Source organism: Streptomyces sp. NPDC051286, assembly GCF_044455345.1.
Classification (GTDB): Bacteria; Actinomycetota; Actinomycetes; order Streptomycetales; family Streptomycetaceae; genus Streptomyces.
On record NZ_JBITER010000007.1, the window covers coordinates 76418 to 100941 of the forward strand.

Genomic DNA, 24524 nt, shown 5'->3' on the forward strand with positions numbered 1-24524 from the left:
TCAAAAGAATTCCGAATTCTGCTTGAGCGTCCATTCCTTCCGATCCTCGTACCCGTCATGCACGGAGGAGAACAGAAGTGAACGTCAAGTCCCGCGCACGTATCGGTGCCGTTGTCGGTACTGCAGCCCTCGCCCTCGGCGCCCTTTCCGCCCCGGCCTTCGCCAACCCGCCCGCCGGCAACTTCCGGGTACTCGCCGGCGTCGGTTCCGACACCACCCAGGACGTCATGAACGGCCTGGGCAACGCCATCGACAACGGCAGCCTGATCGCCTCGTACGACGCCACCGGCACGTCCCCGATCAAGACGCGTGCCGTCGGCTGCGAGATCGCCCGTCCCAACGGCTCCTCGGCCGGCATCAACGCGCTGCGCAACGCCGTCGACAACAAGACCGGCTGCCTGGACTTCGCACGGTCCTCGCGCGGTGTCGCCGACAGCTCGACCACCGATCTGACCTGGATCCCGTTCGGCAAGGACGCGGTGACCTACGCCGTACGCGGTGACAGCGCGCTGCCCAAGGCGCTGACGAAGGCACAGCTCGTCAACATCTACACCTGCAAGACCAAGTCCCTGAACGGCGTCCCGCTCACACCGCTGCTGCCCCAGTCCGGTTCCGGCACTCGTTCCTTCTTCCTGGGGCAGCTGGGCCTGACCGAGAGCACCTTCGGCTCCTGCGTCGACGACACCGTCCAGGAGCACAACGGCGAGGCGCTGGACAGCGCGGGCGACATCGCCCCGTACTCCGTCGCCCAGTACATCGCCCAGGGCAACGAGATCCCCGGGGTCGTCGACCGGCGCGGCGCAGCGGTGCTCGGTTCGCTGAACGGGGTTCAGCCCCAGCTGGCCGACGGCACCCTCAACACGGCCTTCCCCTTCAACCGTGACATCTACAACGTCGTTCCCACCGCCAAGGTGACCGGCGCCGACCCGACCATGACCGCCGCCTTCGTCGGCTCCACGTCCAAGGTCTGTGCCCAGACCGCCGTGATCAAGACCTACGGCTTCGGCACGATCGCCAACTGCGGCGACACCACCCTCAAGGGCGAGAGCTGACCACCAACCGCTGACCGCGCAACGGCCGGGCACCCCCAGGGTGCCCGGCCCCACGGCGTACCCGCGGAACACCCCGCCGGGCACCCACCGTCCGACCACCGCATCCCATTGGGGGGATCCTCACCATGAGACACCTCGCACCACCCAGAACTGCCGGCGCCCTGCTGGTCTGCTGCTCGCTCCTGCTTGCCGCGGCGGCGGCGTTCCTCGGCCTGACCGCTCCCGACGCGCGCGCCGCCGATGTGCTCGGCAAGCTGACGCTGCCGACCGCGTCCGGAAAGATCGCCGACAGCCCGACCTTCCCCAAGGTGGCGACGGACGGCCCCTGCCCCTCCACCAACGCTCAGCAGGTCTCGCTGGTCGTGTTCAATCCGACCGGCACCGGCACATTGCCGCTGGGCAAGACGGCTGTCGGCGCCCCCTTCGACACGGGACCGATCGCCGCGGAGCTCACCACCGGAACCTCGCTGGAGACACAGCTGCGCTTCTGGATCCCCAGCGGATCGCTGGACGGCACGTACGAGCTCCGGCTGATGTGCCGCACCGCGACGAACGTCGGCAGCCAGTACTTCACCGCCCAGGTCCAGGTCACCGGTGACTCCTGGGCCTTCAAGACCGCTGCCGCCACCACCACGACCCTGGTCGCGACCCCCGCCGCCACTGCCCCCGTCGGGGCCGAGGTCACGCTGAGCGCGGCCGTCACGCCCCCGGCGGCCGCGGGCACAGTGACGTTCCTGGACGGGACCACCGAGCTCGGCTCGGCCGATGTCGCTTCGGGAGCCGCCGAGTTGAAGACGTCGGCGCTCGCCAAGGGCACCCACACGCTGACGGCGAAGTTCGCCCCGACGGACACCGCCGCGTACATCGCATCCGACTCCACGGCCGTCGTCTACACGGTCACCGAGCCGAGCTCCTCGCCCTCGCCGACCCCGAGCGACACCACGAGCCCCACGCCGACCGAGCCCGCCGACCTCGACGTCACCGACGAGGACGGCACGGCCCTGGACGTCAACCCGACGCTCACCGCCGGGCAGAAGGTCCTCGTCACCGCCCGCGGCTACACCAAGGACGCCAAGGTGAAGGTCGTCCTCGCCGACAGCGAGGCCACCTTCCCGGACGCCACGGCCGATGCCGAAGGGACCGTCTCCGCCTACGCGTTCACCGTCCCCAAGGACATCGCCGACGGCTCGTACACGCTCAGCCTCACCGAGGACAAGGCGGACGGCCACAGCGTCGAGTTCGTCTTCACCATCGGCGACGCACCGGACCCCGACCCCAGCCCGAGCGACTCGGCGAGCGACGACGGCGGTGCGACGGCCGGGTCCGACGGCGGTGACACCGGCGGCTCCTCGACCGGAGGTGACGGATCGGGCGGCGGCGACACGCCCTCCGGTCCGCTCGCCTCGACCGGCACCAGCGCCCTCGCGCTCGGCATGGCCGCGCTCTCGCTCTGCGGACTCGGTGCCGCGTTCGTGATGCACGCCCGCCGCAGGGGCCTGCTCAGGTTCTGACGTACGGGGGCGGGGGCTCGCGGCTCCCGCCCCGTACTTCTCCCCGTACACCGTCCCGCCCCAGCGAGGAGCGCATCCGACGTGACGACCGTGCTGACCCCGCCCCCACCGGCGGCCCCCCTGCCCCCGCCACCGCCGTCCCGGCCGCCGGGCCCCGCCGGGGGCTCCCGGCCTCCCGCCCGCCCCGGTCTCGCCCTGGCCGGGGCAGTGCTGTGCGTGCTCGCCGCCGTGCTCCTCGGCTTCGCCGCCAACCTCACCGTTGTCGGTCACCTTCAGCACGCCCGCGACCAGCAGACCGCCTATGACGAACTGCGCAAGCAACTCGCCCTCGGGACAGCCCCGGTCGGCCAGCGCACCTTCGACAACAAGCCTCTCGCGATGGGTGCCCCCGTGGCCCTGCTGCGCATTCCCGTCCTCGGGCTGCGCGAGGTCGTCGGCGAGGGCACCACGTCCGGCGTCCTGATGTCCGGCCCCGGCCACCGCCGCGACACCGCACTGCCCGGCCAGGCGGGCACCAGCGTGATCATGGGCCGCCAGTGGGGCTACGGCAGCCCGTTCAACGCCCTCGCCAAGCTTCCGGCCGGGTCGAAAATCGAGGTGACGACCGGTCAGGGGAAGGCGGTGTACGAGGTGACGGGCGTGCGTCGCCCAGGCGACAGGCTCCCCGTCCCGGCCGGCCAGGACCGCGGCCGGCTCACCCTGATGACCGCGTACGGCTCCCCGTACACCCCCGAGGGCATCCTGCGCATCGACGCCACGCTCACCACCCCCGTCCAGCTCAGCCCGCCCCGGTACGTCCGGCCCGGCTGGACGGGACCCGCCGAAGAGGCGCTCGCCGGCGAGAACGACGCCTGGCTCGCGGTCTTCCTCTGGTCGCAGGCCCTGCTCGCCGCCGCCCTGCTCACTGTCTGGCTGCACCGGGTCTGGGGGAGCTGGCAGACCTGGATCACCGCTGGACCCGTGCTTGCCGCACTCGGTATCGCGGTCGCCGGGGCAGCCACCCGCCTCCTCCCCAACCTGCTCTGAAAATCAAGGAGTTGACCGACAACATGGCTGCCGAGACGATCCCGCTGCCCACTGCCGTACCGCGCACCGTCACCGCGTCCCCCGCCACCCTCGAAGCCGAGTCCGTCTCAGCATGGTTCGGCGACCACAAGGTCCTCGACCGGGTCTCGCTCACCATGCCCGCCCTGGAGGTCACGGCCCTCATCGGCCCGTCCGGGTGTGGCAAGTCGACGTTCCTGCGCATCCTCAACCGGATGCACGAACTGATCGGTTCCGCCTCCCTCGCCGGGCGTGTACTGCTCGACGGCGACGACATCTACGACCGCGGCCGCCGCATCACCCGGGCCCGCCGAGAGATCGGCATGGTCTTCCAGAAGCCCAACCCGTTCCCCGCCATGTCCCTGTACGACAACGTCCTCGCCGGTCTGAAGCTGAACGGCATCAAGGCGGCCAGGGGCGGCAAGGACGACCTCGTCGAGGAGTGTCTGACCAAGGCGGGCCTGTGGCGCGAGGTCAAGGACCGGCTCCGCCAGCCCGGCGGCGCACTCTCCGGAGGCCAGCAGCAACGCCTGTGCATAGCGAGGTCGTTGGCGGTACGGCCCCGGGTCCTGCTGATGGATGAACCGTGCTCGGCGCTCGACCCGACCTCCACCCGCCGGATCGAGGAGACGATCGCCGACCTCAAGGAGGAGGTGACCATCGTCATCGTCACGCACAACATGCAGCAGGCGGCGCGGGTCTCCGACCACTGCGCGTTCTTCCTCGCCGAGCAAGGCACGCCGGGCGTCATCGTCGAGCACGGAACGACCGACGACATGTTCGACTCACCTCAGGACGCCCGCACCGCCGACTACGTGAACGGCCGCTTCGGATGACAGCTCGCGGGTGCGTGGCGGCTGCGCTGTCGGTGGTGTGCGCCGCGCTGCTCACGGGGTGCGGCGCGGGCCCGGCGGACCCGCAGGCGGTACGGGCTCCCGCCCCGCCGTCCGCCGGGCCGGCATCGCGGCCACCCGCGCCCGTACGTACGACACCTCCTGTCACCACAACCCCGACCCGAACCCCGCCCCCGACCCGTACCCCGCCCGGACCGACGAGGCGCCCCGCCACCTCACTGTCCGGTCCCGACTTCTCCCGTACGACCCCTGCCGCCCCACCCGCGAAGCGAAGCCCCACCCCCACCCCGGTCGCCTCGACCGGGAGCGACGGACGCCGGGCCGCGCCGGCCATCACCCTGCGCATCGGCACCTGGTCCGCCCGCATCGTCCGCGGCGGCCAGGACACCATCGACGCCTGCCGGGACGCCGTCCAGTGGGCGGGCCCCGACTTCGGCAACGAGGACGGCTACAAGATGCGTACGATCGTGGTCGTCGGCCACGACTACTGCGGGTTCAGCCAGTTCGCGACCCTGCCCGTCTCCACGGTGGTCACCGTGGAGACTCCTCGCACCGTCCTGCGCTACAAGGTGTACGCGCGCCATCTCACCCCGGGCCGCGGCACCCCCGCCCACGGCCTGTACTGGGGCGATCTGACGCTCCAGTCCTGCGTGGGCCCGGACACCGGCTTCACGTACTTGATGCGTACGTGAAGCCGGCGGTCACAACAGGTCAGATCCCGGCCGCCGCCGCCAGGTCCCGCTTGATCCCGGCGAGCAGCTCCGCACCCCTCGCACGTGCCGCGGGCAGCTCGTCCGCCGTACCGACCGGCACCACGACCTCCAGGTAGCACTTGAGCTTCGGCTCGGTGCCGCTCGGCCGGACGATCACCCGGGCACCCTCCAGGTGGTAGCGAAGTCCGTCGGTGGGCGGCAGCTGCTCCGTGCCCTCCGACAGATCCTCGGCCGAGGTGACGGCGAGCCCCGCGAGCGCGGTCGGCGGGGCCTCGCGCAGCCGCCGCATGGCGTCCGCGATGACCGACAGTTCCTCCACCCGGACCGACAGCTGGTCGGTGGCGTGCAGCCCGTGCTCGACCGCGAGGTCGTCGAGGAGGTCGAGGAGCGTGCGCCCCTGCTCCTTGAGCACGGAGGCCAGCTCGGCGACGAGCAGCGCCGCCGTGATGCCGTCCTTGTCGCGTACGCCGTCGGGGTCGACGCAGTAGCCGAGCGCCTCCTCGTACCCGTACCGCAGGCCGTCGACACGGGCGATCCACTTGAAGCCCGTCAGCGTCTCCTCGTACCCGTTCCCCGACTTCTCGGCGATCCGGCCGAGCAGCGACGACGACACGATGGACTCGGCGAAGACACCGGTGGCGCCGCGGGCGACCAGATGGGCGGCGAGCAGCGCGCCGACCTCGTCACCGCGCAGCATCCGCCAGCCGTCGTCCACGGACGGGTCCGGGACGGCGACGGCGCAGCGGTCGGCGTCCGGGTCGTTGGCGATGACGATGTCCGGGTGCGCGCGCCGGGCGGTGGCGAACGCGAGATCCATCGCCCCCGGCTCCTCCGGGTTCGGGAACGCGACCGTGGGGAACGCCGGGTCGGGCTCGGCCTGCTCGGCGACGAGCACTGGCTCCGGGAACCCGGCGCGGGCGAAGGCCGCGGTCAGGACGGACGTGCCGACGCCGTGCATGGCGGTGTACACGACCTGGGCGGTACGCGGGGACCCGGCGTCGAGCACCGCGTCCGTACGGGCCAGATAGGCGTCCAGGACCTCGTCGCCGAGGATCTCCCAGCCGCTCTCCGGCCGGTCCACGCCGGCCAGCGGGCCGACCGCGGCGATCGCGTCGGCGATCTCCCCGTCCGCCGGGGGCACGATCTGCGAGCCGTCGCCCAGATAGACCTTGTAGCCGTTGTCGCGCGGCGGATTGTGGCTCGCGGTCACCTCGACGCCCGCGACGGCCCCCAGGTGACGTATGGCATACGCCAGGACAGGGGTCGGGAGCGGGCGGGGGAGGACCGCCGCGCGCAGCCCCGCACCGGTCATCACGGCCGCGGTGTCGCGGGCGAAGTCGGCGGACTTGTACCGGGCGTCGTACCCGATGACGACCGTGCCGCCGGTCTGCCCCTTCGCCTTCAGATAGGCGGCGAGCCCGGCGGCGGCGCGGATGACGACGGACCGGTTCATCCGCATCGGCCCGGCCCCCAGCTCACCGCGGAGCCCGGCGGTGCCGAACTGCAGCGTGCCGGCGAACCGTGCGGCGAGCGCGTCGAGGTCCTCGGCGTCGATGAGCTTGGCGAGCTCGTCGCGGGTCTCGGGGTCGGGGTCCTCGGCGAGCCAGGTCCTGGCCTGCGTGATGAGGTCCTGCTGCACGGTGTCCGCCTTTCTGCGGGGTGAGGTGTTTTCCGGGTGCGGGTGGGTGGCACGCCACGCGAGGCGGTCCCGGGCGGGAGACACCGCCCGCCACAGGGCGACGCCCGGTCAGATGCGGTCGAGCACCCGCGCGAGCAACGACCCCATCCGGGTCGCCGAGTCCCGCCCTGCCTGCAGTACCTCTTCGTGGTTCAGCGGCTCGCCGCTCAGCCCGGCGGCCAGATTCGTGACGAGCGAGATGCCCAGCACCTCCGCCCCCGCCTCCCGCGCGGCAATGGCTTCGAGCACCGTGGACATGCCGACCAGGTCGCCGCCCATGACCCGGACCATGTTGATCTCGGCCGGGGTCTCGTAGTGCGGACCGGGGAACTGCACGTACACGCCCTCTTCGAGGGTGGCGTCGACCTCCTTGCACAGCGCGCGCAGCCGCGGCGAGTACAGGTCCGTGAGGTCGACGAAGTTGGCGCCGACGATCGGGGACGCCGCGGTCAGGTTGATGTGGTCGCTGATCAGGACCGGCTGCCCGGGGCGCATGCCCTCGCGCAGACCGCCGCAGCCGTTCGTCAGGACGACGGTCTTGCACCCGGCGGCGACGGCGGTACGGACCCCGTGCGCGACGGCGGCGACGCCGCGGCCCTCGTAGAAGTGCGTGCGGCCGAGGAAGACCAGGGCGCGCTTCTCGCCGATGCGGTACGAGCGGATCGTGCCGCCGTGGCCCTGGACGGCGGGTGGCGGGAAGCCGGGCAGTTCGGTCACCGGGAACTCGGCCTCCGGAGTGCCGAGCGCGTCGCCCGCAGGTGCCCAGCCGGAACCCATCACGAGGGCGACGTCGTGGGTCTCGGCACCGGTCAGCTCGCGCAGGCGGGCAGCGGCGTCGGCAGCGGCGGCGTGCGGGTCGCCCTGGATGTTGTCCGGAATAACAGATGCGTTCACGCGGAAGAGGGTAGCCGGTGATTCCCTACGCGCGTAGATGCCTTTGCGCCGAGTCTGCCCGCGCCTGCTTGTACATTCATGCAAAAGTGCTGGTCCGGCGGGTCAGCAGGGGCGTTTGCGCAGTTCCATCACATAGTCGTGCGGCGCGCCCGCCGACTCGGCGGCGTCCGCGATCTCGCCCAGATAGCGGGCGGACGGCAGCCCGCCCTCGTACCCGTTCAGCACATACATCCAGGCCGGCTCCTCGCCGTCCAGGGTGTGCACCCTGACCCGCATCCGCCGGTAGACGTCGAGGCCGACACCCTCCCAGCGGTCCATGGAGTCCTCGTCCATCGGCGCGAGGTCGTACAACGTCACGAAGACCTGCGAGCGCGGCGCCTCGACCACCGTGGCCAGCGCGCCTTCCCAGCCCATCTGCTCCCCGCCGAAGGTCAGCCGCCAGCCGTTGAGCCAGCCCGTGCCGCGCAGCGGGGAATGCGGTGCGCGGCGCGTCATCAGCCGCGCGTCGAGGTTGCCGGCGTACGCGGCGTAGAGCGACATGGGATCGAGGGTACGGGAGGTGACCCCGAGAGCGGCGATTCCTGCGCGGAAGACCCGGTCGGCGCCCCCGGGGAGAACCGGTGGAGGCCTCTGCGAGGGGACCTCACCGCCCTCCTTCCGCGGTCCTGGCTCCCGTATGGAGGGCCCCGGGGCGAAGCATGTTGGCGCGTGCGGGACAATGGAGTACGTACTGCATACCCCCGGGGTGATCCCCCGGACCCCCGGCCGGGGCGGCAGACGGCCGCGGGATGACATACGCGAGGCGGACTTTTCGTGACCCGGATCGTGATCATCGGCGGCGGACCCGGCGGCTACGAGGCGGCACTGGTGGGCGCCCAGCTCGGCGCGGAGGTGACCGTCGTCGACTGCGACGGCCTCGGCGGCGCGTCGGTACTCACCGACTGCGTGCCCTCGAAGACCCTGATCGCGACGGCAGAGGTGATGACCACCTTCGACTCTTCGTACGAGGAGTTGGGCATCATCGTCGCCGACGACACGCCGTACGTCGAGCAGGCGGCGCGGGTGGTCGGTGTCGACCTCGGCAAGGTCAACCGACGGGTGAAGCGCCTGGCGCTCGCCCAGTCCCACGACATCACCGCCTCCGTCACCCGTGCGGGGGCCCGGGTGACGCGCGGCCGCGGGCGTCTGGAAGGGCTCCAGGCCGCCGACGGCTCCCGCACGGTCGTCGTGACCGCGGCCGACGGTACGGAGGAGAGGCTCACCGCCGACGCCGTGCTGATCGCGACCGGCGGCCACCCCCGGGAGATCCCGGACGCGCTCCCCGACGGCGAGCGCATTCTGAACTGGACCCAGGTCTACGACCTCGACGAACTCCCCGAGGAGCTCATCGTGGTCGGCTCCGGCGTCACCGGTGCCGAGTTCGCCGGTGCCTACCAGGCGCTCGGCTCCCGCGTCACGCTCGTCTCGTCCCGCGACCGGGTGCTGCCGGGCGAGGACCCGGACGCGGCCGCCGTGCTGGAGGACGTCTTCCGGCGCCGCGGCATGAACGTCATGGCCCGCTCCCGCGCCCAGGCGGCGAAGCGGGTCGGCGACCGGGTCGAGGTCACCCTCGCCGACGGCCGGGTCATCTCCGGTTCGCACTGCCTGATGGCGGTCGGCGCGATCCCGAACAGCGCGGGCATGGGCCTGGAGGAGGCCGGGGTCAGGCTCAAGGAGTCCGGCCACATCTGGACCGACAAGGTCTCCCGCACCAGCGCCCCCGGTGTGTACGCGGCCGGTGACGTCACCGGCATCTTCGCGCTGGCCTCGGTCGCCGCGATGCAGGGCCGGATCGCGATGTACCACTTCCTCGGTGACGCGGTGGCTCCGCTGAACCTGAAGACGGTCTCCTCGAACGTCTTCACCGACCCCGAGATCGCCACCGTCGGCTACAGCCAGGCCGACGTCGACTCCGGCAAGATCGACGCCCGGGTGGTCAAGCTGCCGCTGCTGCGCAACCCGCGCGCCAAGATGCAGGGCATCCGCGACGGCTTCGTCAAGATCTTCTGCCGGCCCGGCACCGGCATTGTGGTCGGCGGCTGTGTCGTCGCGCCGCGGGCGAGCGAGCTGATCCACCCCATCTCGATCGCGGTCGACAACAATCTGACGGTGGAGCAGATCGCAAACGCTTTCACCGTGTATCCGTCCCTGTCGGGATCGATCGCGGAAGTGGCTCGTCAGTTGCACACCCGTAAGCTCGCGGGCGAGGCGTAAGCGCCTTCGGGCACCCGGCACTCCCCGGCAACCCCTGGCAACTCAGGCGGGCGGGAAGCCGTCGGACGATCAGTACGGGACAACAGCGAGGCCGCCTATATCACTTGGCGGCCCCTTGTATGTACAACTTCTGTTATTCGGCGCAAACTGCTGAAAACTATCGGGTGGTCACGTTACTGTCAGTTTCGTGTTCGCTGCAGAACGTCGTCAATTGATCCTCGAAATGGTGCGCGCCAACGGGGCGGTATCGCTCCGTGAGCTCGCCCGCGTCGTCCAGACCTCCGAAGTGACCGTACGGCGGGACGTGCGGGCACTGGAGGCAGAAGGACTCCTCGACCGCCGGCACGGCGGTGCGGTTTTGCCGGGCGGTTTGACGCGGGAGTCCGGCTTTCCGCAGAAATCCCATCTCGCCACCGCGGAGAAGACGGCCATCGCCGACCTGGCCGCCGGTCTCGTCGAAGAGGGCGAGGCCATCGTGGTCGGAGCCGGTACGACCACGCAGGAGCTGGCCCGCCGGCTCGCGCGGATCCCCGGCCTGACCGTCGTCACCAACTCACTGCTGGTCGCCCAGGCGTTGGCCCATGCCAACCGGGTGGAAGTGGTGATGACCGGAGGCACCCTGCGCGGTTCCAACTACGCCCTGGTGGGCAGCGGTGCGGAGCAGTCGCTCCAGGGGCTGCGGGTGTCGCGCGCGTTCCTGTCCGGGAGCGGACTCACCGCCGAGCGGGGGCTGTCGACGTCCAACATGCTCTCGGCGAGTGTCGACCGGGCGTTGGTGCAGGCCGCTGCGGAGGTGGTGGTCCTGGCGGACCACACCAAGCTCGGCTCCGACACGATGTTCCAGACGGTGCCCACGGACCTGATCACCCGTCTGGTGACGGACGAAACTCCGGCCCACGACGAGCGGTCCGCCACCGAGTTGCAGGCACTGGCCGACCAGGGCGTACAGATCGCGGTGGCCGGGGCGGGGATGGGCCCGGTCGGGACCGACTCCCACCCGCCGGGGCGCCAGGCGCGCCGCGACATGCCCCTGCCCGGTCAGCGGCGCACGCATGGCGGTCCGGGGCCGCAACTGCGCAGCGCGGCTTCGGCCCTGACGGATCAGCCCCCGGGCGACCGGGCCCGCGTGGCGGACCTGCGTCGCCGCTGACGGCCTCCCCCCGGGGTAGGGGGTGGACCAGCGAGCGGCGGCGTGCGGCTTCGGTGGCAAGGCGGAGGACGGAGTCGACGCGGAGGGGGCACCTCCCACGCGATTGCGGAGCGGTCTCAGCCTGCCGCCGCCCGCGGCCCCTTCAGCCCCTGCAACGTCAGCGTCAGCAGTCGCCCGGCCAGCGCCGGATCCTCCGGCGCCTGCTCCGCCGCCAGCGCGATCGCATTCGTCAGCTGCATCAGGTCGGCGATCGACACGTCCGCCCGCACCGTCCCACTCTCCTGCGCCCGTGCGAGCAGCCGTGCCCCCGCCTCGCGCAGCGGCACGTTGCAGTCGGACAGGGCCGAAGTCTCGTCCCGTGACGTCGACATGAGTGCCTGCGCGAGCCCGCGGTACTCACCCGCATGGGTGATGATCGCGCCGAGCCAGTCCACCAGACCCGCGCACGGATCCGCCTTCGCCAGCTCGTGGGAGCGGGCGAGCAGTGAGGCGACCGCTTCCTGGAACACCGCGCTCATCAGCGCGTGCCGGTTCGGGAAGTGCCGGTACAGCGTGCCGATCCCCACGCCCGCCCGGCGTGCGATGTCCTCCAGCGAGGCATCGGTGCCATGCTCCGCGAACGCCGTACGGGCCTCGCGCAGCAACCGGTCGTAGTTGCGGCGCGCGTCGGCGCGCATGGGCCGGCCCGGCGTCTGTGCCGTGCTCATCGCCATTGCGCAGTCCTCCCTTTTCCGCCCCCGAGGTCCAGGATGCCATTGCGTGAACTTACGGCCTCCCCCGCGACAGGGAGCGGGCTCCCGCCGCGGCACCGGGACGGCGCCGGCGGACGGCAAGGGCCCCTGCGGAGTCGTTCGCACGACTCCGCAGGGGCCCCGGGACGGCTCCGTGGATCAGTCCTTGATCTCGCAGATCACGGCGCCGGACGAGACCGAGCCGCCGACCTCCGCGGCCAGCCCCTTGATCGTGCCGGCGCGGTGCGCGTTGAGGGGCTGTTCCATCTTCATGGCCTCCAGGACGACGATCAGATCGCCCTCGTTGACCGCCTGGCCCTCCTCGACGGCGATCTTGACGATCGTGCCCTGCATCGGGGACGCGAGGGTGTCGCCGGAGACCGCGGAGCCGCTCTTCTTCGCCGCGCGGCGCTTGGGCTTGGCGCCCGCCGCGAGTCCGGTGCGGGCCAGGCTCATGCCCAGCGACGAGGGCAGGGAGACCTCGAGACGCTTGCCGCCGACCTCGACGACGACCGTCTCGCGGCCTGCCTCCTCCTCCGCCTCCGTCTCGGCGGGGGTGGTGAAGGGCTTGATCTCGTTGACGAACTCCGTCTCGATCCAGCGGGTGTGGATGCGGAACGGGTCGCTGGTGAACGCCGGGTCGGCGACGACCGCGCGGTGGAACGGGATCGCGGTGGCCATGCCCTCGACGTTGAACTCGGCCAGCGCGCGCGCCGCCCGCTGCAGAGCCTGCTCACGCGTCGCACCGGTCACGATGAGCTTCGCGAGCAGCGAGTCCCAGGCGGGGCCGATGACCGAGCCGGACTCGACGCCCGCGTCCAGGCGGACACCCGGACCGGCCGGCGGCGCGAACACCGTCACCGTGCCCGGGGCGGGCAGGAAGCCGCGGCCCGGGTCCTCACCGTTGATCCGGAACTCGAACGAGTGCCCGCGTACCGGCGGGTCGTCGTAACCGAGCTTCTCGCCGTCCGCGATCCGGAACATCTCGCGGACCAGGTCGAGACCGGTGACCTCCTCGGTGACCGGGTGCTCGACCTGCAGTCGGGTGTTGACCTCCAGGAACGAGATCGTGCCGTCCAGACCGACCAGGAATTCCACGGTGCCCGCACCGATGTACCCGGCCTCCTTCAGGATCGCCTTCGACGCCGCGTACAGCTCCGCGTTCTGCGCCTCGGACAGGAACGGCGCGGGAGCCTCCTCCACCAGCTTCTGGTGGCGGCGCTGCAGCGAGCAGTCACGGGTCGACACGACGACGACATTGCCGTGGCTGTCGGCCAGGCACTGCGTCTCCACGTGCCGCGGCTTGTCGAGGTAGCGCTCCACGAAACACTCCCCGCGCCCGAACGCCGCGACCGCCTCGCGGACCGCGGAGTCGTACAGCTCCGGGATCTCCTCCAGCGTCCGGGCCACCTTCAGCCCGCGACCTCCGCCGCCGAACGCCGCCTTGATCGCGATCGGCAGCCCGTGCTGCTCGGCGAACGCCACGACCTCCGCGGAACCCGATACCGGGTCCGGGGTGCCGGCGACCAGCGGCGCACCGGCACGCTGCGCGATGTGCCGGGCCGCGACCTTGTCGCCCAGGTCCCGGATCGCCTGCGGCGGCGGACCGATCCACGTCAGCCCGGCGTCCAGCACGGCCTGGGCGAACTCGGCGTTCTCCGACAGGAAGCCGTAGCCCGGGTGGATCGCGTCCGCCCCCGAGTCCTTGGCAGCCTGCAGCACCTTGGCCATGTCCAGGTAGCTGGCGGCCGGTGTGTCACCGCCCAGAGCGAATGCCTCGTCGGCCGCACGCACATGCAGAGCGTCCCGGTCCGGGTCGGCGTAGACGGCCACGCTCCCGATCCCGGCATCCCGGCACGCCCGAGCAACACGGACAGCAATTTCGCCACGGTTGGCGATGAGCACCTTGCGCACGATGGCTCCCTCCTTGAAACAAGCTGAGTTTAGGGACTACCGACACGGCCTTACGACCCGTCCCCATTGGTGAGCTTGCCCACACGGAGCGTGATTCGAGGCCTGCTCGAAGCGCGAAATCCCTTGTGGCACCACGGTACGCCGGGTTTCATGACCGCACAGTAGCCACGAGGTGTGGTCCGGGTCTCTGTTCATAGGAGTGCTGGCTTCTGGCGTTTCTTTGTTGAGTACCTACTAACGGGCGGGGTTTTCTTTGCGTGACGCACGAGGGGCACGACAACGCGGAGTTCGTGCGGCGAGTGTGATCCGTGTCCGGGTGCGGAAAGTGGGAGGCAGGGCGGTCTGAACTCTTGTCCGAAGGATTACCCGTTAGTAGGGTCCGCGCTATTGCGCGTACTGCAGGTAACAGGGGGTGAGCGCCGTGGTGCGCAGACCGGTGGCTTTCGTGGCCGCAATCGTGCTGTTCGTGGAAGCCGCGGGCATGGTGCTCGTCAACGGCATCCTGGCGACGGTCGTCGACAACCAGGAGATGTCACTGGCGGGGCTCGATCCCGCCGCCATGTCCGCCGGGGCGTGGGCGATGGGTGGCGTGGCCGGCCTCTATCTGGTGCTGTGCGGTCTCGTCCTGCTGATGACCGGCATCCGTGACCGCGCCCCCGGCCGGGCCGGCCGGTTCGCCCTGATCGGCTGCGCCGTGGTGCACGGGGTGCTGGGCGCGCTGACCGTGGGGCTGGTCGGCTGGGCCGCGTTCGCCTGCATGATGGTCGTGCTCGGACTGATCGTGCTGGCTCTGGTGGCGTACGGGACCGTGCGCGAGAAGGGCGACGGCGAGGCGGACGGGAACGGCGGCGGCGCCGAAGAGGGTGCTCCGGCGCCCGCGTGACCCGCCCGCGCGTCAGACCCACAAGTCGGTGACGGAGAAACCCAGTTCGCCCAGGAGTCGGCGCAGCAGCGGCAGTGAGAGCCCGATGACATTGCCGTGGTCGCCCTCGATGGAGTCGATGAACGGTGCCGAGCGCCCGTCCAGCGTGAAGGCGCCCGCGACATGGAGCGGCTCGCCCGAGGCGACGTAGGCGGCGATCTCGGCATCCGTGGGCTCACCGAACCGTACGACGGTGGACGCCGTCGCGGACGCCGTACGCCCGGTCGCCGTGTCGATCACGCTGTGGCCGGTCTGCAGGATCCCCGACCGGCCGCGCATGGACTTCCAGCGGGCGGTGGCCTCCTCGCTCTCGGCCGGCTTCCCGAGCGCCTCGCCGTCGAGTTCGAGGACCGAGTCGCACCCGATGACCAGGGCCCCCGCGGCCTCCGGACGGCCGGCCACGGCGGCGGCCTTCGCCTCGGCGAGGACAAGCGCGAGCTCGCCCGGTGTCGGGGCGGTCAACGCGTCCTCGTCCACACCACTGACGATCACCTCGGGTGCGAAGCCGGCCTGGCGCAGCAGGCCGAGACGGGCGGGGGAGGCGGAGGCGAGCACGAGACGGCGCTGATCAGTCATACCGGCCATCGTAGAAGGGCCCGCCACGCCGCAGTACCACGCATCCACAGCCTCGGCGCACGCCGCGGCACCGGGCGCCCACGGCGTCAGCGGGTGCCCAGCGCCAGCATGATGACGACCATGGCGAGCGCAAGCACCAGCCACACACGCCGCATCATGTCCTGGGCGTCGCGCAGCTCTTTCGGGGGCTTGTTCTCGGGGTCGGACCACAGCATGATCCCGATCCTGCTGCGGCCGCCCCCGCGGCGCCTGAGTACGGGTACTCAGGCGCCCTGGTGCGTACGCACCGGATCGTGCCGCGACCGCACGGCGGAGGCCCGGAAGCCGCCACGGCGGGTTCCGGGCCTCCGAGGACACCGTGCGGCCGGACCGTTACCCCGGCCAGTACGTCCGCGCCCAGGCCAGCGGGCCAGGCCGGTGGCGCTCCCGGCGGGCGATGCGGCCCGGGTCGGACCACCGCTCGGGCAGCGCGGGCGCGCCGGACGACACAGCGGCCGTCGCCGCGGCGCGCGCCTGGACCACTGCCAGTGCGGCGGCCAGCTCCTCCGGGGTCGGGTTGCCCCGTACGACCTTGATCATGGTCAGGACCCTTTCTAGAGGGGGATGTTGCCGTGCTTCTTCGGGGGCAGCGACTCCCGCTTCGTACGCAGCTGGCGCAGCCCCTTCACCACGTGTGTCCGGGTGTCGGACGGCATGATCACCGCGTCCACGTAGCCGCGTTCGGCCGCCACGTACGGGTTGAGCAGCGTGTCCTCGTACTCCTGGATCAGCCGCGCCCGGGTCGCCTCCTCGTCCTCCGCCTCTGCGATGGTGCGGCGGTGCAGGATGTTGACGGCGCCCTGCGCCCCCATCACCGCGATCTGCGCGGTCGGCCAGGCGAGGTTGATGTCGGCGCCCAGGTGCTTGGAGCCCATGACGTCGTACGCGCCGCCGAACGCCTTGCGGGTGATCACCGTGATCAGCGGGACGGTCGCCTCCGCGTACGCGTAGATCAGCTTGGCGCCGCGCCGGATGATGCCGCCGTACTCCTGGTCGACGCCGGGCAGGAAGCCGGGGACGTCGACGAAGGTCAGCACGGGCACGTTGAACGCGTCGCAGGTACGGACGAAGCGTGCGGCCTTTTCGCTCGCGTTGATGTCCAGACAACCCGCGAACTGCATCGGCTGGTTGGCGACGATGCCGACGGGGTAGCCCTCGACACGCCCGAAGCCGGTGATGATGTTCGGCGCGAACAGGGCCTGCGTCTCAAGGAACTCGCCGTCGTCCAGCACATGCTCGATGGCGGTGTGCATGTCGTACGGCTGGTTCGCCGAGTCCGGGATGAGGGTGTCGAGCTCACGGTCCTCGTCGGTCACCGTGAGATCCGCCTCCTCCGGGAAGGCGGGTGCCTCGGAGAGGTTGTTCGACGGGAGGTAGGACAGCAGCGACTTGACGTACTCGATGGCGTCCTTCTCGTCACCCGCCATGTGATGCGCCACACCCGAGGTGGTGTTGTGCGTACGGGCGCCGCCCAGCTCCTCGAAGCCGACGTCCTCACCGGTCACCGTCTTGATGACGTCGGGACCCGTGATGAACATGTGCGAGGTCTGGTCCACCATCACCGTGAAGTCGGTGATCGCGGGGGAGTAGACCGCACCGCCCGCGCACGGGCCGACGACCAGCGAGATCTGCGGGATCACCCCGGAGGCATGGGTGTTGCGGCGGAAGATCTCCCCGTACATGCCGAGGGCCATGACGCCCTCCTGGATACGGGCGCCGCCGGAGTCATTGATGCCGATGACCGGGCAGCCGGTCTTCAGTGCGAAGTCCATCACCTTCATGATCTTCTGGCCGAAGACCTCGCCCAGGGAGCCGCCCAGGACCGTGAAGTCCTGGGAGAACACCGCCACCGGGCGGCCGTCGACCGTGCCGTAGCCGGTGACCACACCGTCGCCGTAGGGGCGGTTCTTCTCCATCCCGAAGTCGGTGGAGCGGTGACGGGCGAATTCGTCGAGCTCCACGAAGGAGCCCTCGTCGAGCAGGAGATCGACCCGCTCGCGGGCGGTCAACTTGCCCTTGGCGTGTTGCTTTTCGACCGCGCGTGCGGAACCGGCATGTGTCGCCTCGTCGATACGGCGCTGCAGGTCCGCGATCTTGCCCGCGGTGGTGTGGATGTCGATCTCTTCCGGCTCGGACATCGGGTGGCGGCTCCCTGCCTGGTCACGGGGACGACTGACTGGTGGGTTCTACGGCTGCGTGCGCGGCCGGGTGCGCGAGGACGGCCGGGCGGGCAGCTGCCGAAGGTGCTGACTGGCTACTGATCCGTAGCGTATCGGCGCGGATACCGTTCGGCAGTGCGTCGTTTGCCACACCTAGGGTGGCTTGCATGACACCTCCGGATGCGTCACAGAACCGCTGGTCGGACCTGGACCGGCCGCCCCTGAACGTCGCCGCGCTGCGCCGCGGACTGCTGCGGCCGGGCGGACTGTGGACCTCGCTCGACGTCGTGGACACGATCGGTTCCACCAACTCCGACCTCGCGGGACGGGCCGCGGAACTCACTGAGGGCACGGTCCTGATCGCCGAGGAACAGACCTCGGGCCGAGGCCGCCTCGACCGGACCTGGACGGCGCCCGCCCGCTCCGGCCTGTTCTTCTCCGTCTACCTGACCCCCGGCGAGGGCGTACCGGTCCATCGCTGGGGCTGGCTGCCGCTGCTCGCGGGTGTCGCGGCGGCGACCGGTCTGGCAAAGGCGGCGGGCGTCGACATGGCGCTGAAATGGCCGAACGACCTGCTGGTCACGGTGGCGGGCGAGGAGCGGAAGGCGGGCGGCATCCTGGCCGAGCGCGCCGCGAACGGCGTCGTGGTCGGTATCGGTATCAACGTCTCCCTGCACGTGGACGAGCTTCCCGTCCCCACGGCCGCCTCCCTCGCCCTGGCCGGAGCGATCTCCACCGACCGGGAGACGCTGCTGCGGGGCGTGCTGCGCTCGCTGGAACACTGGTACGAGGAATGGCGCGCGGCCGACGGCGACGCGGCGGAGAGCGGCCTCCAGGCGGCGTACGCGGCGGGCTGCGCGACGCTGGGGCGGACGGTGTGCGCCCAGCTTCCCGGCGACCGCTCCCTCACCGGTGAGGCGGTGGCGATCGACGGTGACGGCCGCCTGATCCTGTCCACCGAGGAGGGCCTCCAGGAACCGGTGTCGGCGGGCGACATCGTCCACCTCAGGGGCACTGGCTAGCGCCGTACCGGGGCGCCCACCGGTGGCGCCGCCGGGCGGCGGGGACGGCCCGAGGCCCGGTGACCCCGCCAGTACGGGGGTCGCCGGGGCCCCACCACCCACAGCCCCCCACGCCCCCGGCGCGGGCCCGCCCCGTACCGGGGTGTCCGGTCCGGCGGTTGTCCCTGTGGAGGCCGTCCACCGGGGAGTGGCCCCCCGCGCCTGCGGCTCGGGCCTGCCCCGTATCGGGGTGTCCGGTCCGGCGGTCGGCCCTGTGGAGGCCGTCCGCTGGGGAGTGGCCCTCTGCGCCTGCGGCTCGGGCCCGCCCCGTACCGGGGTGTCCGGTCCGGCGGTCGGCCCCGTGGAAACCGTCCACCGGGGACCAGCCCCCCACGCCCCCGGCCCGGGCCCGCCCCGTACCGGGGTGTCCGGTCCGGCGGTTGTCCCTGTGGAAACCGTCCACCGGGGAGTGGCCCCCCACGCCCCCGGCCCGGGCCCGCCCCGTACCCGGGCGCCCTCATTTAGTGAGGTAGCGCACACCTGCCGTATCGTTGAGGCGATCCACCGACAGATCGGCAGGGCAGTGCGCAGGGAACGGGCAGGAGGCGGCTGGTGACCGTCGACGACACGAGCTCCGGCGCGGGTGCGGAGCCCCCATCGGAACCCTCGGTCCACGCGACGCCGCATCACGAAGTCGACCACACGGCGGAACCGACCGACGATCCCCTCGCGATCCGGCTGGAACAGCTGATCCTGGGGGCCGACCGCCGCTACACCCCGTTCCAGGCGGCCCGTACCGCCGGTGTCTCGATGGACCTGGCGTCACGGTTCTGGCGGGCCATGGGGTTCGCCGACATCGGGCAGGCGAAGGCGCTCACCGAGGCGGACGTGCTGGCGCTGCGGCGGCTCGCCGGACTCGTGGAGGCGGGACTGCTCAGCGAGCCCATGGCGGTGCAGGTCGCCCGGTCCACCGGGCAGACCACCGCCCGGCTGGCGGAATGGCAGATCGATTCCTTCCTGGAGGGGCTGACCGAGCCGCCCGAGCCCGGCATGACCCGCACCGAGGTCACATATCCCCTGATAGAGCTGCTCCTGCCGGAGCTGGAGGAGTTCCTCATCTATGTCTGGCGGCGCCAGCTCGCCGCCGCGACCGGCCGGGTGGTGCAGGCGGCCGACGACGACGAGATGGTGGACCGCAGGCTCGCCGTCGGCTTCGCGGACCTGGTCGGCTTCACCCGGCTGACCCGACGGCTGGAGGAGGAGGAGCTCGGCGAGCTCGTCGAGTCGTTCGAGACGACCTGCGCCGACCTGGTCGCCGCGCACGGCGGTCGGCTCATCAAGACCCTCGGTGACGAGGTCCTCTTCGCCGCCGACGACGCGGGCACGGCGGCCGAGATCGCGCTGCGCCTGATAGAGGCAATGGCCCAGGACGAGACGATGCCCGCGCTCCGCGTCGGCATCGCGTTCGGCACCGTCACGACCCGGATGGGCGATGTCTTCGGCACGACGGTGAACCTCGCCAGCCGGCTCACCTCGATAGCGCCCAAGGACGCCGTGCTGGTGGACGGCGCCTTCGCGGAGGAGCTGACGCGTACGGGCGACGCCCCGGCCTCCGAGGCGCAGGCGGCGGAGGAGGCCGCGGCGGCCGAGAAGGAGCGCGAGGACGGCATGGAGCCGTCGGCCGTGCCGAAGTACCGGTACGGGCTGCAGCCGATGTGGCAGCGGCCGGTGCGTGGGCTCGGCGTGGTGGAGCCGTGGCTGCTGGCCCGGCGCGGTACGTCCTGACCCACCCCCCCCGGCGCGCTCGCGGACACCCCCCAGGATCCCCCTAAGATCCCTCCGGTAACGCTCGTTAACCGGAGGGGTGCAGTCATGACCGTCACGTCCGAGCAGCGGTTCGGGGAGTTCGTCGTCGTACGGGTCCACGAGGGCCAGGACCATGTCGCCGAACTGGTTCTGGACCGGCCCAAGGCCATGAACGCCGTGTCCACGGACATGGCCCGCTCGATCGGTGCCGCCTGTGCGGCGCTCGCCGCCGACCCCGCCGTACGGGTCACCATTCTCACGTCCAGCCACGAGCGCGCCTTTTGTGTGGGTGCGGACCTCAAGGAACGGAACTCCTTCACCGACGCCGAGCTGGTGCGGCAGCGGCCCACCGCACGCGCCGCCTATACCGGCGTCCTCGACCTGCCGATGCCGACGGTCGCCGCCGTGCACGGGTTCGCCCTCGGCGGCGGATTCGAGCTGGCTCTCTCCTGCGATCTGATCGTCGCCGACCGGACCGCCGTGGTGGGGCTGCCGGAGGTGTCGGTCGGCGTCATCCCGGGGGGCGGCGGCACCCAGCTGCTGCCGCGCCGGATCGGGGCGGCGCGCGCCGCCGAGCTGGTCTTCACCGCCCGGCGGGTGGAGGCCGCGGAGGCAAGGGAGTTGGGCCTCGTCGACGAGCTGGTGGAGGCCGGGGAGGACCGGACGCAGGCGCTCGCGCTCGCCGGGCGGATCGCGGCCAACTCGCCGGTGGGTCTGCGTGCTGCGAAGCGTGCGCTGCGGCTCGGACACGGGCTCGATCTGCGGGCCGGACTGGAAGTGGAGGACGCGGCCTGGCGCTCGGTGGCCTTCTCCGGGGACCGGGCCGAGGGCGTGGCCGCGTTCAACGAGAAGCGGAAGCCGAACTGGCCCGGCGAGTAACGGTACGTCGTGGCTCCGACGCGCAGAGCAGGAGATTCGCGGCTTCAAATTGATCAAATCACCACAGATCTACATACGATGTAACGATGGGTGGTGAAGATGTGCGGCTGCGGGCCGTCGTATCGCTTGCGCAGTCGATGGCTGCGGCGCAGGCCCCGCGCGAGTCCTGGCGGGCGGCCGCGCTGGGGGCGTGCGAGGCGTTGGGTGGCAGCTTCGCCGCGCTCTCCGTGTGGGAGCGTGGGCCGGGGCGGCTCCGGGTGCTGGTGAACGCGGGTGAACGGGCCGAGGGGGAGGAGGAGTTCCCCGATGAGGAGACGTACCCGGTGCACGAGTTCCCGGAGATCACCGAGTTCCTGCACGAGCGGTGGGCGGGGGGCGGTGAACCGGACGCCTGGGTGGAGACGGCCGACGGGCCGGCCGGCGAGGACGGTGTCGCGTCCGACGTGGAATCGGCGGGTGCGGGCGAGCCCGGGAGCGGTTACCGCCATGAGCGCGTGGCGGCTCTGCGCCGCCGCAGGCGCGGCTGCTGTGTGGTCGCGCCGATCGTGCTGCACGGGCGGGCCTGGGGTGAGCTCTATGTGGCGCGACCGGTGGGGGTGCCGGTGTTCGGGCGGGAGGACGCGGACTTCGCGACCGTGCTGGCAGCCGTCGTCGCCGCCGGGATCTCCCAGACCGAGCGCCTCGAAGAGGTTCGCAGGCTCGCCTTCACCGACCCGCTGACGGGGCTGGCCAACCGTCGCCTCGTCGATGCGCGGCTCGACGAGGCGGTGGAACGGCACCATGCCGACGGCTCGGTGGTCAGCCTGGTCGTCTGCGACCTGAACGGCCTGAAAGAGGTCAACGACACGCTCGGCCACGCGGTCGGTGACCGATTGCTGGAACGTTTCGGCTCGGTGCTGTCACGGTGTGGCGCGATGTTGCCGGGCGCGCTCGCGGCCCGGCTCGGCGGTGACGAGTTCTGTCTGCTCGCCGTGGGCCCCGAGGCGGACGAGGTGATCCGGGTGGCCGCCGAACTTTGCGACCGGGCATCGGGGTTGGAGCACGGCGACGGGGTCGCCTGCGGGATCGCGTCGACCGGCGACCCGATCGGTCCGGTGGTCTCGGCCCGGCGGCTCTTCCGGCTGGCGGACGCCGCCCAGTACCGGGCGAAGGCGGCCCGCTCGACGAAACCGGTGGTGGCGGGGCGGGACGGCGAGGTCATCCGGCTCGCCGACTCGCCACCGAAGTCCGCCCATGACCGCCGTCGGCTGCGCGGCAGCCGCCCGTAGCGGTCGCGCGGAACCGCGATCGAGATCGGTAACGGCCGGGAGCCCGCTCGCTGTCGTGCACCCGGCCGTAAGGGGCCAGCCGCACAACCACTAGTGACATGGGGAGATTCAGTCCGTACGCTTCTGAATATGGATATGCACACAGTCGTGGTGGGGACGTCCGGTACCACCGCAGAGGACGTCATCGCCGTGGCTCGCGCGGGAGCCCGCGTCGAGCTCTCCGCAGCCGCAGTCAGCGCACTCGCCGCCGCCCGCGAGATCGTGGACGCGCTGGCCGCCAAGCCCGAGCCGGTCTATGGCGTCTCCACCGGCTTCGGCGCGCTCGCCAGCCGGCACATCAGCCCCGACCTGCGGGCCCAGCTCCAGCGCAACATCGTCCGCTCGCACGCGGCCGGGATGGGCCCGCGCGTCGAGCGCGAGGTCGTGCGGGCGCTGATGTTCCTGCGCCTGAAGACGGTCTGCTCCGGCCACACCGGCGTACGCCCCGAGGTTGCCCAGACCATGGCCGACGTACTGAACGCGGGCATCACCCCCGTCGTGCACGAGTACGGCTCGCTCGGCTGCTCCGGCGACCTGGCACCCCTCTCGCACTGTGCCCTGACGCTGATGGGCGAGGGCGACGCCGAGGGTCCCGACGGTGTCGTACGCCCGGCCGGTGAGCTCCTCGCCGCGCACGGCATCGCCCCTGTCGAACTGCGCGAGAAGGAGGGTCTCGCCCTCCTCAACGGCACCGACGGCATGCTCGGCATGCTCGTGATGGCCCTCGCCGACCTGACGAACCTCTACACCTCCGCCGACATCACCGCCGCGCTCAGCCTGGAGGCACTGCTCGGCACGGAGAAGGTCCTCGCCCCGGAGCTGCACGCCATCCGCCCGCACCCGGGCCAGGGCGTCAGCGCCGACAACATGCTGCGGATGCTGTCCGGGTCCGGCCTCACCGGTCATCACCAGGACGACGCGCCGCGCGTCCAGGACGCCTACTCCGTGCGGTGCGCGCCCCAGGTCAACGGCGCCGGGCGGGACACCCTCGCGTACGCCGGGATCGTCGCCGACCGCGAGCTGGCCTCCGCCGTCGACAACCCGGTCGTCCTGCCGGACGGCCGCGTCGAGTCCAACGGCAACTTCCACGGCGCCCCGGTGGCGTACGTACTCGACTTCCTGGCGATCGTCGCGGCCGACCTCGGCTCGATCACCGAGCGCCGCACGGACCGGCTGCTGGACAAGAACCGTTCGCACGGGCTGCCGCCGTTCCTCGCCGACGACGCCGGTGTCGACTCGGGTCTGATGATCGCTCAGTACACGCAGGCCGCCCTGGTGAGCGAGATGAAGCGGCTCGCGGTCCCGGCGTCGGCGGACTCGATCCCGTCCTCCGCGATGCAGGAGGACCACGTCTCCATGGGCTGGTCGGCGGCGCGCAAACTCCGTACCGCGGTGGAGAACCTCGGCCGGATCATCGCCGTCGAGCTGTACGCGGCGACCCGTGCCATCGAACTGCGCGCCGCCCAGGGGCTCGCCCCGGCGCCCGCCTCCCTCGCCGCGATCGAGGCGCTGAGGGCGGCCGGCGTCGAGGGGCCCGGCCCGGACCGGTTCCTGTCGCCGGATCTGGCTGCCGCGGACGCGTTCGTGCGGAGCGGGAAGCTGGTCGCTGCGGTGGAGCCGGTCACCGGGGCACTGGCGTAGGGCGCGTCCGCAAAGTCCCGCCCGGCCCGCAGAGTTGCCGGGATACCCAAGTGGCTCCGCTGCTCGGGAATCCCGGCGCCCTGCTTCGGGCCTGCCAGGCGTCGCCTGGCAGGCGGGACTTTCGGAACACGCCATAAGGGCTGTTTCGTAATCCCTGGTGGGCGCACGACGACAGCTACGGCACCTCGCCGCGTTGTCGGAACGCCCGAATACGCCCAGTATGAGGGCGCTCCTCCGCCTTGCGATGCACCGCATCTGACGCCGTGCGCTGATCCACCAGGGATTACGGGACAGCCCTTACGGCCTGGTGCACGATAGCGAGTGGATCAGCGAGCGGCGTCATGCGGCTTCGAATCCAAGGCGGAGGAGGGAGGCGACGCGAAGGGGGCCCCTCCCGTGC

The 24524-nt window shown here is 71.4% G+C and carries 22 protein-coding genes; 13 read left to right on the forward strand and 9 right to left on the reverse strand.

All coding sequences use genetic code 11. From position 1 onward, the window contains the following. The first annotated feature begins 77 nt into the window (after nucleotides 1–77). The 5 genes from ACIBB8_RS09780 (at nucleotide 78) to ACIBB8_RS09800 (ending at nucleotide 5153) form a co-directional block, all read left to right on the forward strand. Entirely contained in the window at nucleotides 78–1052 is a 975-nt protein-coding gene (locus ACIBB8_RS09780) for a hypothetical protein (RefSeq protein WP_398950261.1), read from the forward strand. Between the two features lie 125 nt (nucleotides 1053–1177). Beyond that, nucleotides 1178–2563: an Ig-like domain-containing protein gene (locus ACIBB8_RS09785; protein ID WP_398950263.1), complete on the forward strand. Its 1386-nt coding sequence runs from the start codon at nucleotides 1178–1180 to the stop codon at nucleotides 2561–2563. Between the two features lie 81 nt (nucleotides 2564–2644). Beyond that, on the forward strand, nucleotides 2645–3589 hold the full coding sequence (locus ACIBB8_RS09790) for a sortase (RefSeq protein ID WP_398950265.1): 945 nt from the start codon (nucleotides 2645–2647) through the stop codon (nucleotides 3587–3589). 23 nt (nucleotides 3590–3612) lie between these two features. Further along, nucleotides 3613–4443, forward strand: coding sequence for a phosphate ABC transporter ATP-binding protein (locus ACIBB8_RS09795; RefSeq protein WP_398950267.1), 831 nt, complete (start codon nucleotides 3613–3615; stop codon nucleotides 4441–4443). Next, the gene (locus ACIBB8_RS09800; RefSeq protein WP_398950269.1) at nucleotides 4440–5153 is read left to right on the forward strand and encodes a hypothetical protein; all 714 of its coding nucleotides are present in this window, start codon (nucleotides 4440–4442) and stop codon (nucleotides 5151–5153) included. The genes ACIBB8_RS09795 and ACIBB8_RS09800 overlap by 4 nt, the downstream gene beginning before the upstream one ends. 19 nt (nucleotides 5154–5172) lie before the next feature. On the opposite strand, the gene ACIBB8_RS09805 is transcribed toward ACIBB8_RS09800, so the two are convergent. The 3 genes from ACIBB8_RS09805 to ACIBB8_RS09815 all read right to left on the reverse strand — a co-directional run bounded on the left by ACIBB8_RS09805 (nucleotide 5173) and on the right by ACIBB8_RS09815 (nucleotide 8286). Continuing rightward, the gene (locus ACIBB8_RS09805; protein WP_398950271.1) at nucleotides 5173–6813 is read right to left on the reverse strand and encodes a phospho-sugar mutase; all 1641 of its coding nucleotides are present in this window, start codon (nucleotides 6811–6813) and stop codon (nucleotides 5173–5175) included. Nucleotides 6814–6921: 108 nt separating this feature from the next. Further along, nucleotides 6922–7746, reverse strand: coding sequence for a purine-nucleoside phosphorylase (locus tag ACIBB8_RS09810; RefSeq protein ID WP_398950273.1), 825 nt, complete (start codon nucleotides 7744–7746; stop codon nucleotides 6922–6924). Nucleotides 7747–7848: 102 nt separating this feature from the next. Further along, the gene (locus tag ACIBB8_RS09815; protein WP_393300009.1) at nucleotides 7849–8286 is read right to left on the reverse strand and encodes a gamma-glutamylcyclotransferase; all 438 of its coding nucleotides are present in this window, start codon (nucleotides 8284–8286) and stop codon (nucleotides 7849–7851) included. Between the two features lie 273 nt (nucleotides 8287–8559). Here ACIBB8_RS09815 and ACIBB8_RS09820 point away from each other — a divergent pair, with 273 nt between their 5' ends. Both ACIBB8_RS09820 and ACIBB8_RS09825 read left to right on the forward strand, forming a co-directional pair. Then, nucleotides 8560–9999, forward strand: coding sequence for an NAD(P)H-quinone dehydrogenase (locus tag ACIBB8_RS09820; RefSeq protein ID WP_366690077.1), 1440 nt, complete (start codon nucleotides 8560–8562; stop codon nucleotides 9997–9999). 187 nt (nucleotides 10000–10186) lie between these two features. After that, nucleotides 10187–11149, forward strand: coding sequence for a DeoR/GlpR family DNA-binding transcription regulator (locus tag ACIBB8_RS09825; protein ID WP_398950276.1), 963 nt, complete (start codon nucleotides 10187–10189; stop codon nucleotides 11147–11149). A 116-nt stretch (nucleotides 11150–11265) separates the two neighbouring features. On the opposite strand, the gene ACIBB8_RS09830 is transcribed toward ACIBB8_RS09825, so the two are convergent. Together ACIBB8_RS09830 and ACIBB8_RS09835 are read right to left on the reverse strand one after the other, a co-directional pair. Further along, nucleotides 11266–11862 (reverse strand): TetR/AcrR family transcriptional regulator, encoded by a 597-nt coding sequence (locus ACIBB8_RS09830; RefSeq protein ID WP_398950278.1) that lies wholly within the window; start codon nucleotides 11860–11862, stop codon nucleotides 11266–11268. A gap of 177 nt (nucleotides 11863–12039) precedes the next feature. Then, a complete protein-coding gene (locus tag ACIBB8_RS09835) occupies nucleotides 12040–13794 on the reverse strand; it encodes an acetyl/propionyl/methylcrotonyl-CoA carboxylase subunit alpha (protein ID WP_398950280.1) in 1755 nt (584 codons plus the stop codon). Nucleotides 13795–14206: 412 nt separating this feature from the next. Here ACIBB8_RS09835 and ACIBB8_RS09840 point away from each other — a divergent pair, with 412 nt between their 5' ends. Then, nucleotides 14207–14677, forward strand: coding sequence for a hypothetical protein (locus tag ACIBB8_RS09840; RefSeq protein ID WP_398950282.1), 471 nt, complete (start codon nucleotides 14207–14209; stop codon nucleotides 14675–14677). A gap of 12 nt (nucleotides 14678–14689) precedes the next feature. Here ACIBB8_RS09840 and ACIBB8_RS09845 read toward each other — a convergent pair whose 3' ends face one another. From ACIBB8_RS09845 to ACIBB8_RS09860, 4 genes are all read right to left on the reverse strand, one after another. Beyond that, nucleotides 14690–15301, reverse strand: a complete 612-nt coding sequence (locus tag ACIBB8_RS09845; RefSeq protein ID WP_398950284.1) for a nucleoside triphosphate pyrophosphatase — start codon at nucleotides 15299–15301, stop codon at nucleotides 14690–14692. Nucleotides 15302–15378: 77 nt separating this feature from the next. Then, entirely contained in the window at nucleotides 15379–15507 is a 129-nt protein-coding gene (gene mmpB / locus ACIBB8_RS09850; RefSeq protein ID WP_358857824.1) for a morphogenic membrane protein MmpB, read from the reverse strand. A gap of 157 nt (nucleotides 15508–15664) precedes the next feature. After that, nucleotides 15665–15871 carry an acyl-CoA carboxylase epsilon subunit gene (locus ACIBB8_RS09855; protein WP_366690072.1) on the reverse strand — a complete coding sequence of 69 codons (207 nt, stop codon included), beginning with the start codon at nucleotides 15869–15871 and terminating at the stop codon, nucleotides 15665–15667. Between the two features lie 14 nt (nucleotides 15872–15885). Then, the gene (locus ACIBB8_RS09860) at nucleotides 15886–17469 is read right to left on the reverse strand and encodes an acyl-CoA carboxylase subunit beta (protein ID WP_398950286.1); all 1584 of its coding nucleotides are present in this window, start codon (nucleotides 17467–17469) and stop codon (nucleotides 15886–15888) included. Nucleotides 17470–17657: 188 nt separating this feature from the next. On the opposite strand from ACIBB8_RS09860, the gene ACIBB8_RS09865 reads away from it, so the two are divergent. The 5 genes from ACIBB8_RS09865 (at nucleotide 17658) to hutH (ending at nucleotide 24124) form a co-directional block, all read left to right on the forward strand. Continuing rightward, nucleotides 17658–18512 (forward strand): biotin--[acetyl-CoA-carboxylase] ligase, encoded by an 855-nt coding sequence (locus ACIBB8_RS09865; protein ID WP_398950288.1) that lies wholly within the window; start codon nucleotides 17658–17660, stop codon nucleotides 18510–18512. Nucleotides 18513–19103: 591 nt separating this feature from the next. After that, nucleotides 19104–20276, forward strand: a complete 1173-nt coding sequence (locus ACIBB8_RS09870; RefSeq protein WP_398950290.1) for an adenylate/guanylate cyclase domain-containing protein — start codon at nucleotides 19104–19106, stop codon at nucleotides 20274–20276. Between the two features lie 87 nt (nucleotides 20277–20363). Next, entirely contained in the window at nucleotides 20364–21176 is an 813-nt protein-coding gene (locus tag ACIBB8_RS09875) for an enoyl-CoA hydratase/isomerase family protein (RefSeq protein ID WP_398950292.1), read from the forward strand. Nucleotides 21177–21262: 86 nt separating this feature from the next. Further along, nucleotides 21263–22444, forward strand: coding sequence for a diguanylate cyclase domain-containing protein (locus ACIBB8_RS09880; protein ID WP_398950293.1), 1182 nt, complete (start codon nucleotides 21263–21265; stop codon nucleotides 22442–22444). Nucleotides 22445–22573: 129 nt separating this feature from the next. Continuing rightward, nucleotides 22574–24124 (forward strand): histidine ammonia-lyase, encoded by a 1551-nt coding sequence (hutH, locus tag ACIBB8_RS09885; RefSeq protein WP_398950295.1) that lies wholly within the window; start codon nucleotides 22574–22576, stop codon nucleotides 24122–24124. Nucleotides 24125–24524: the final 400 nt, after the last annotated feature.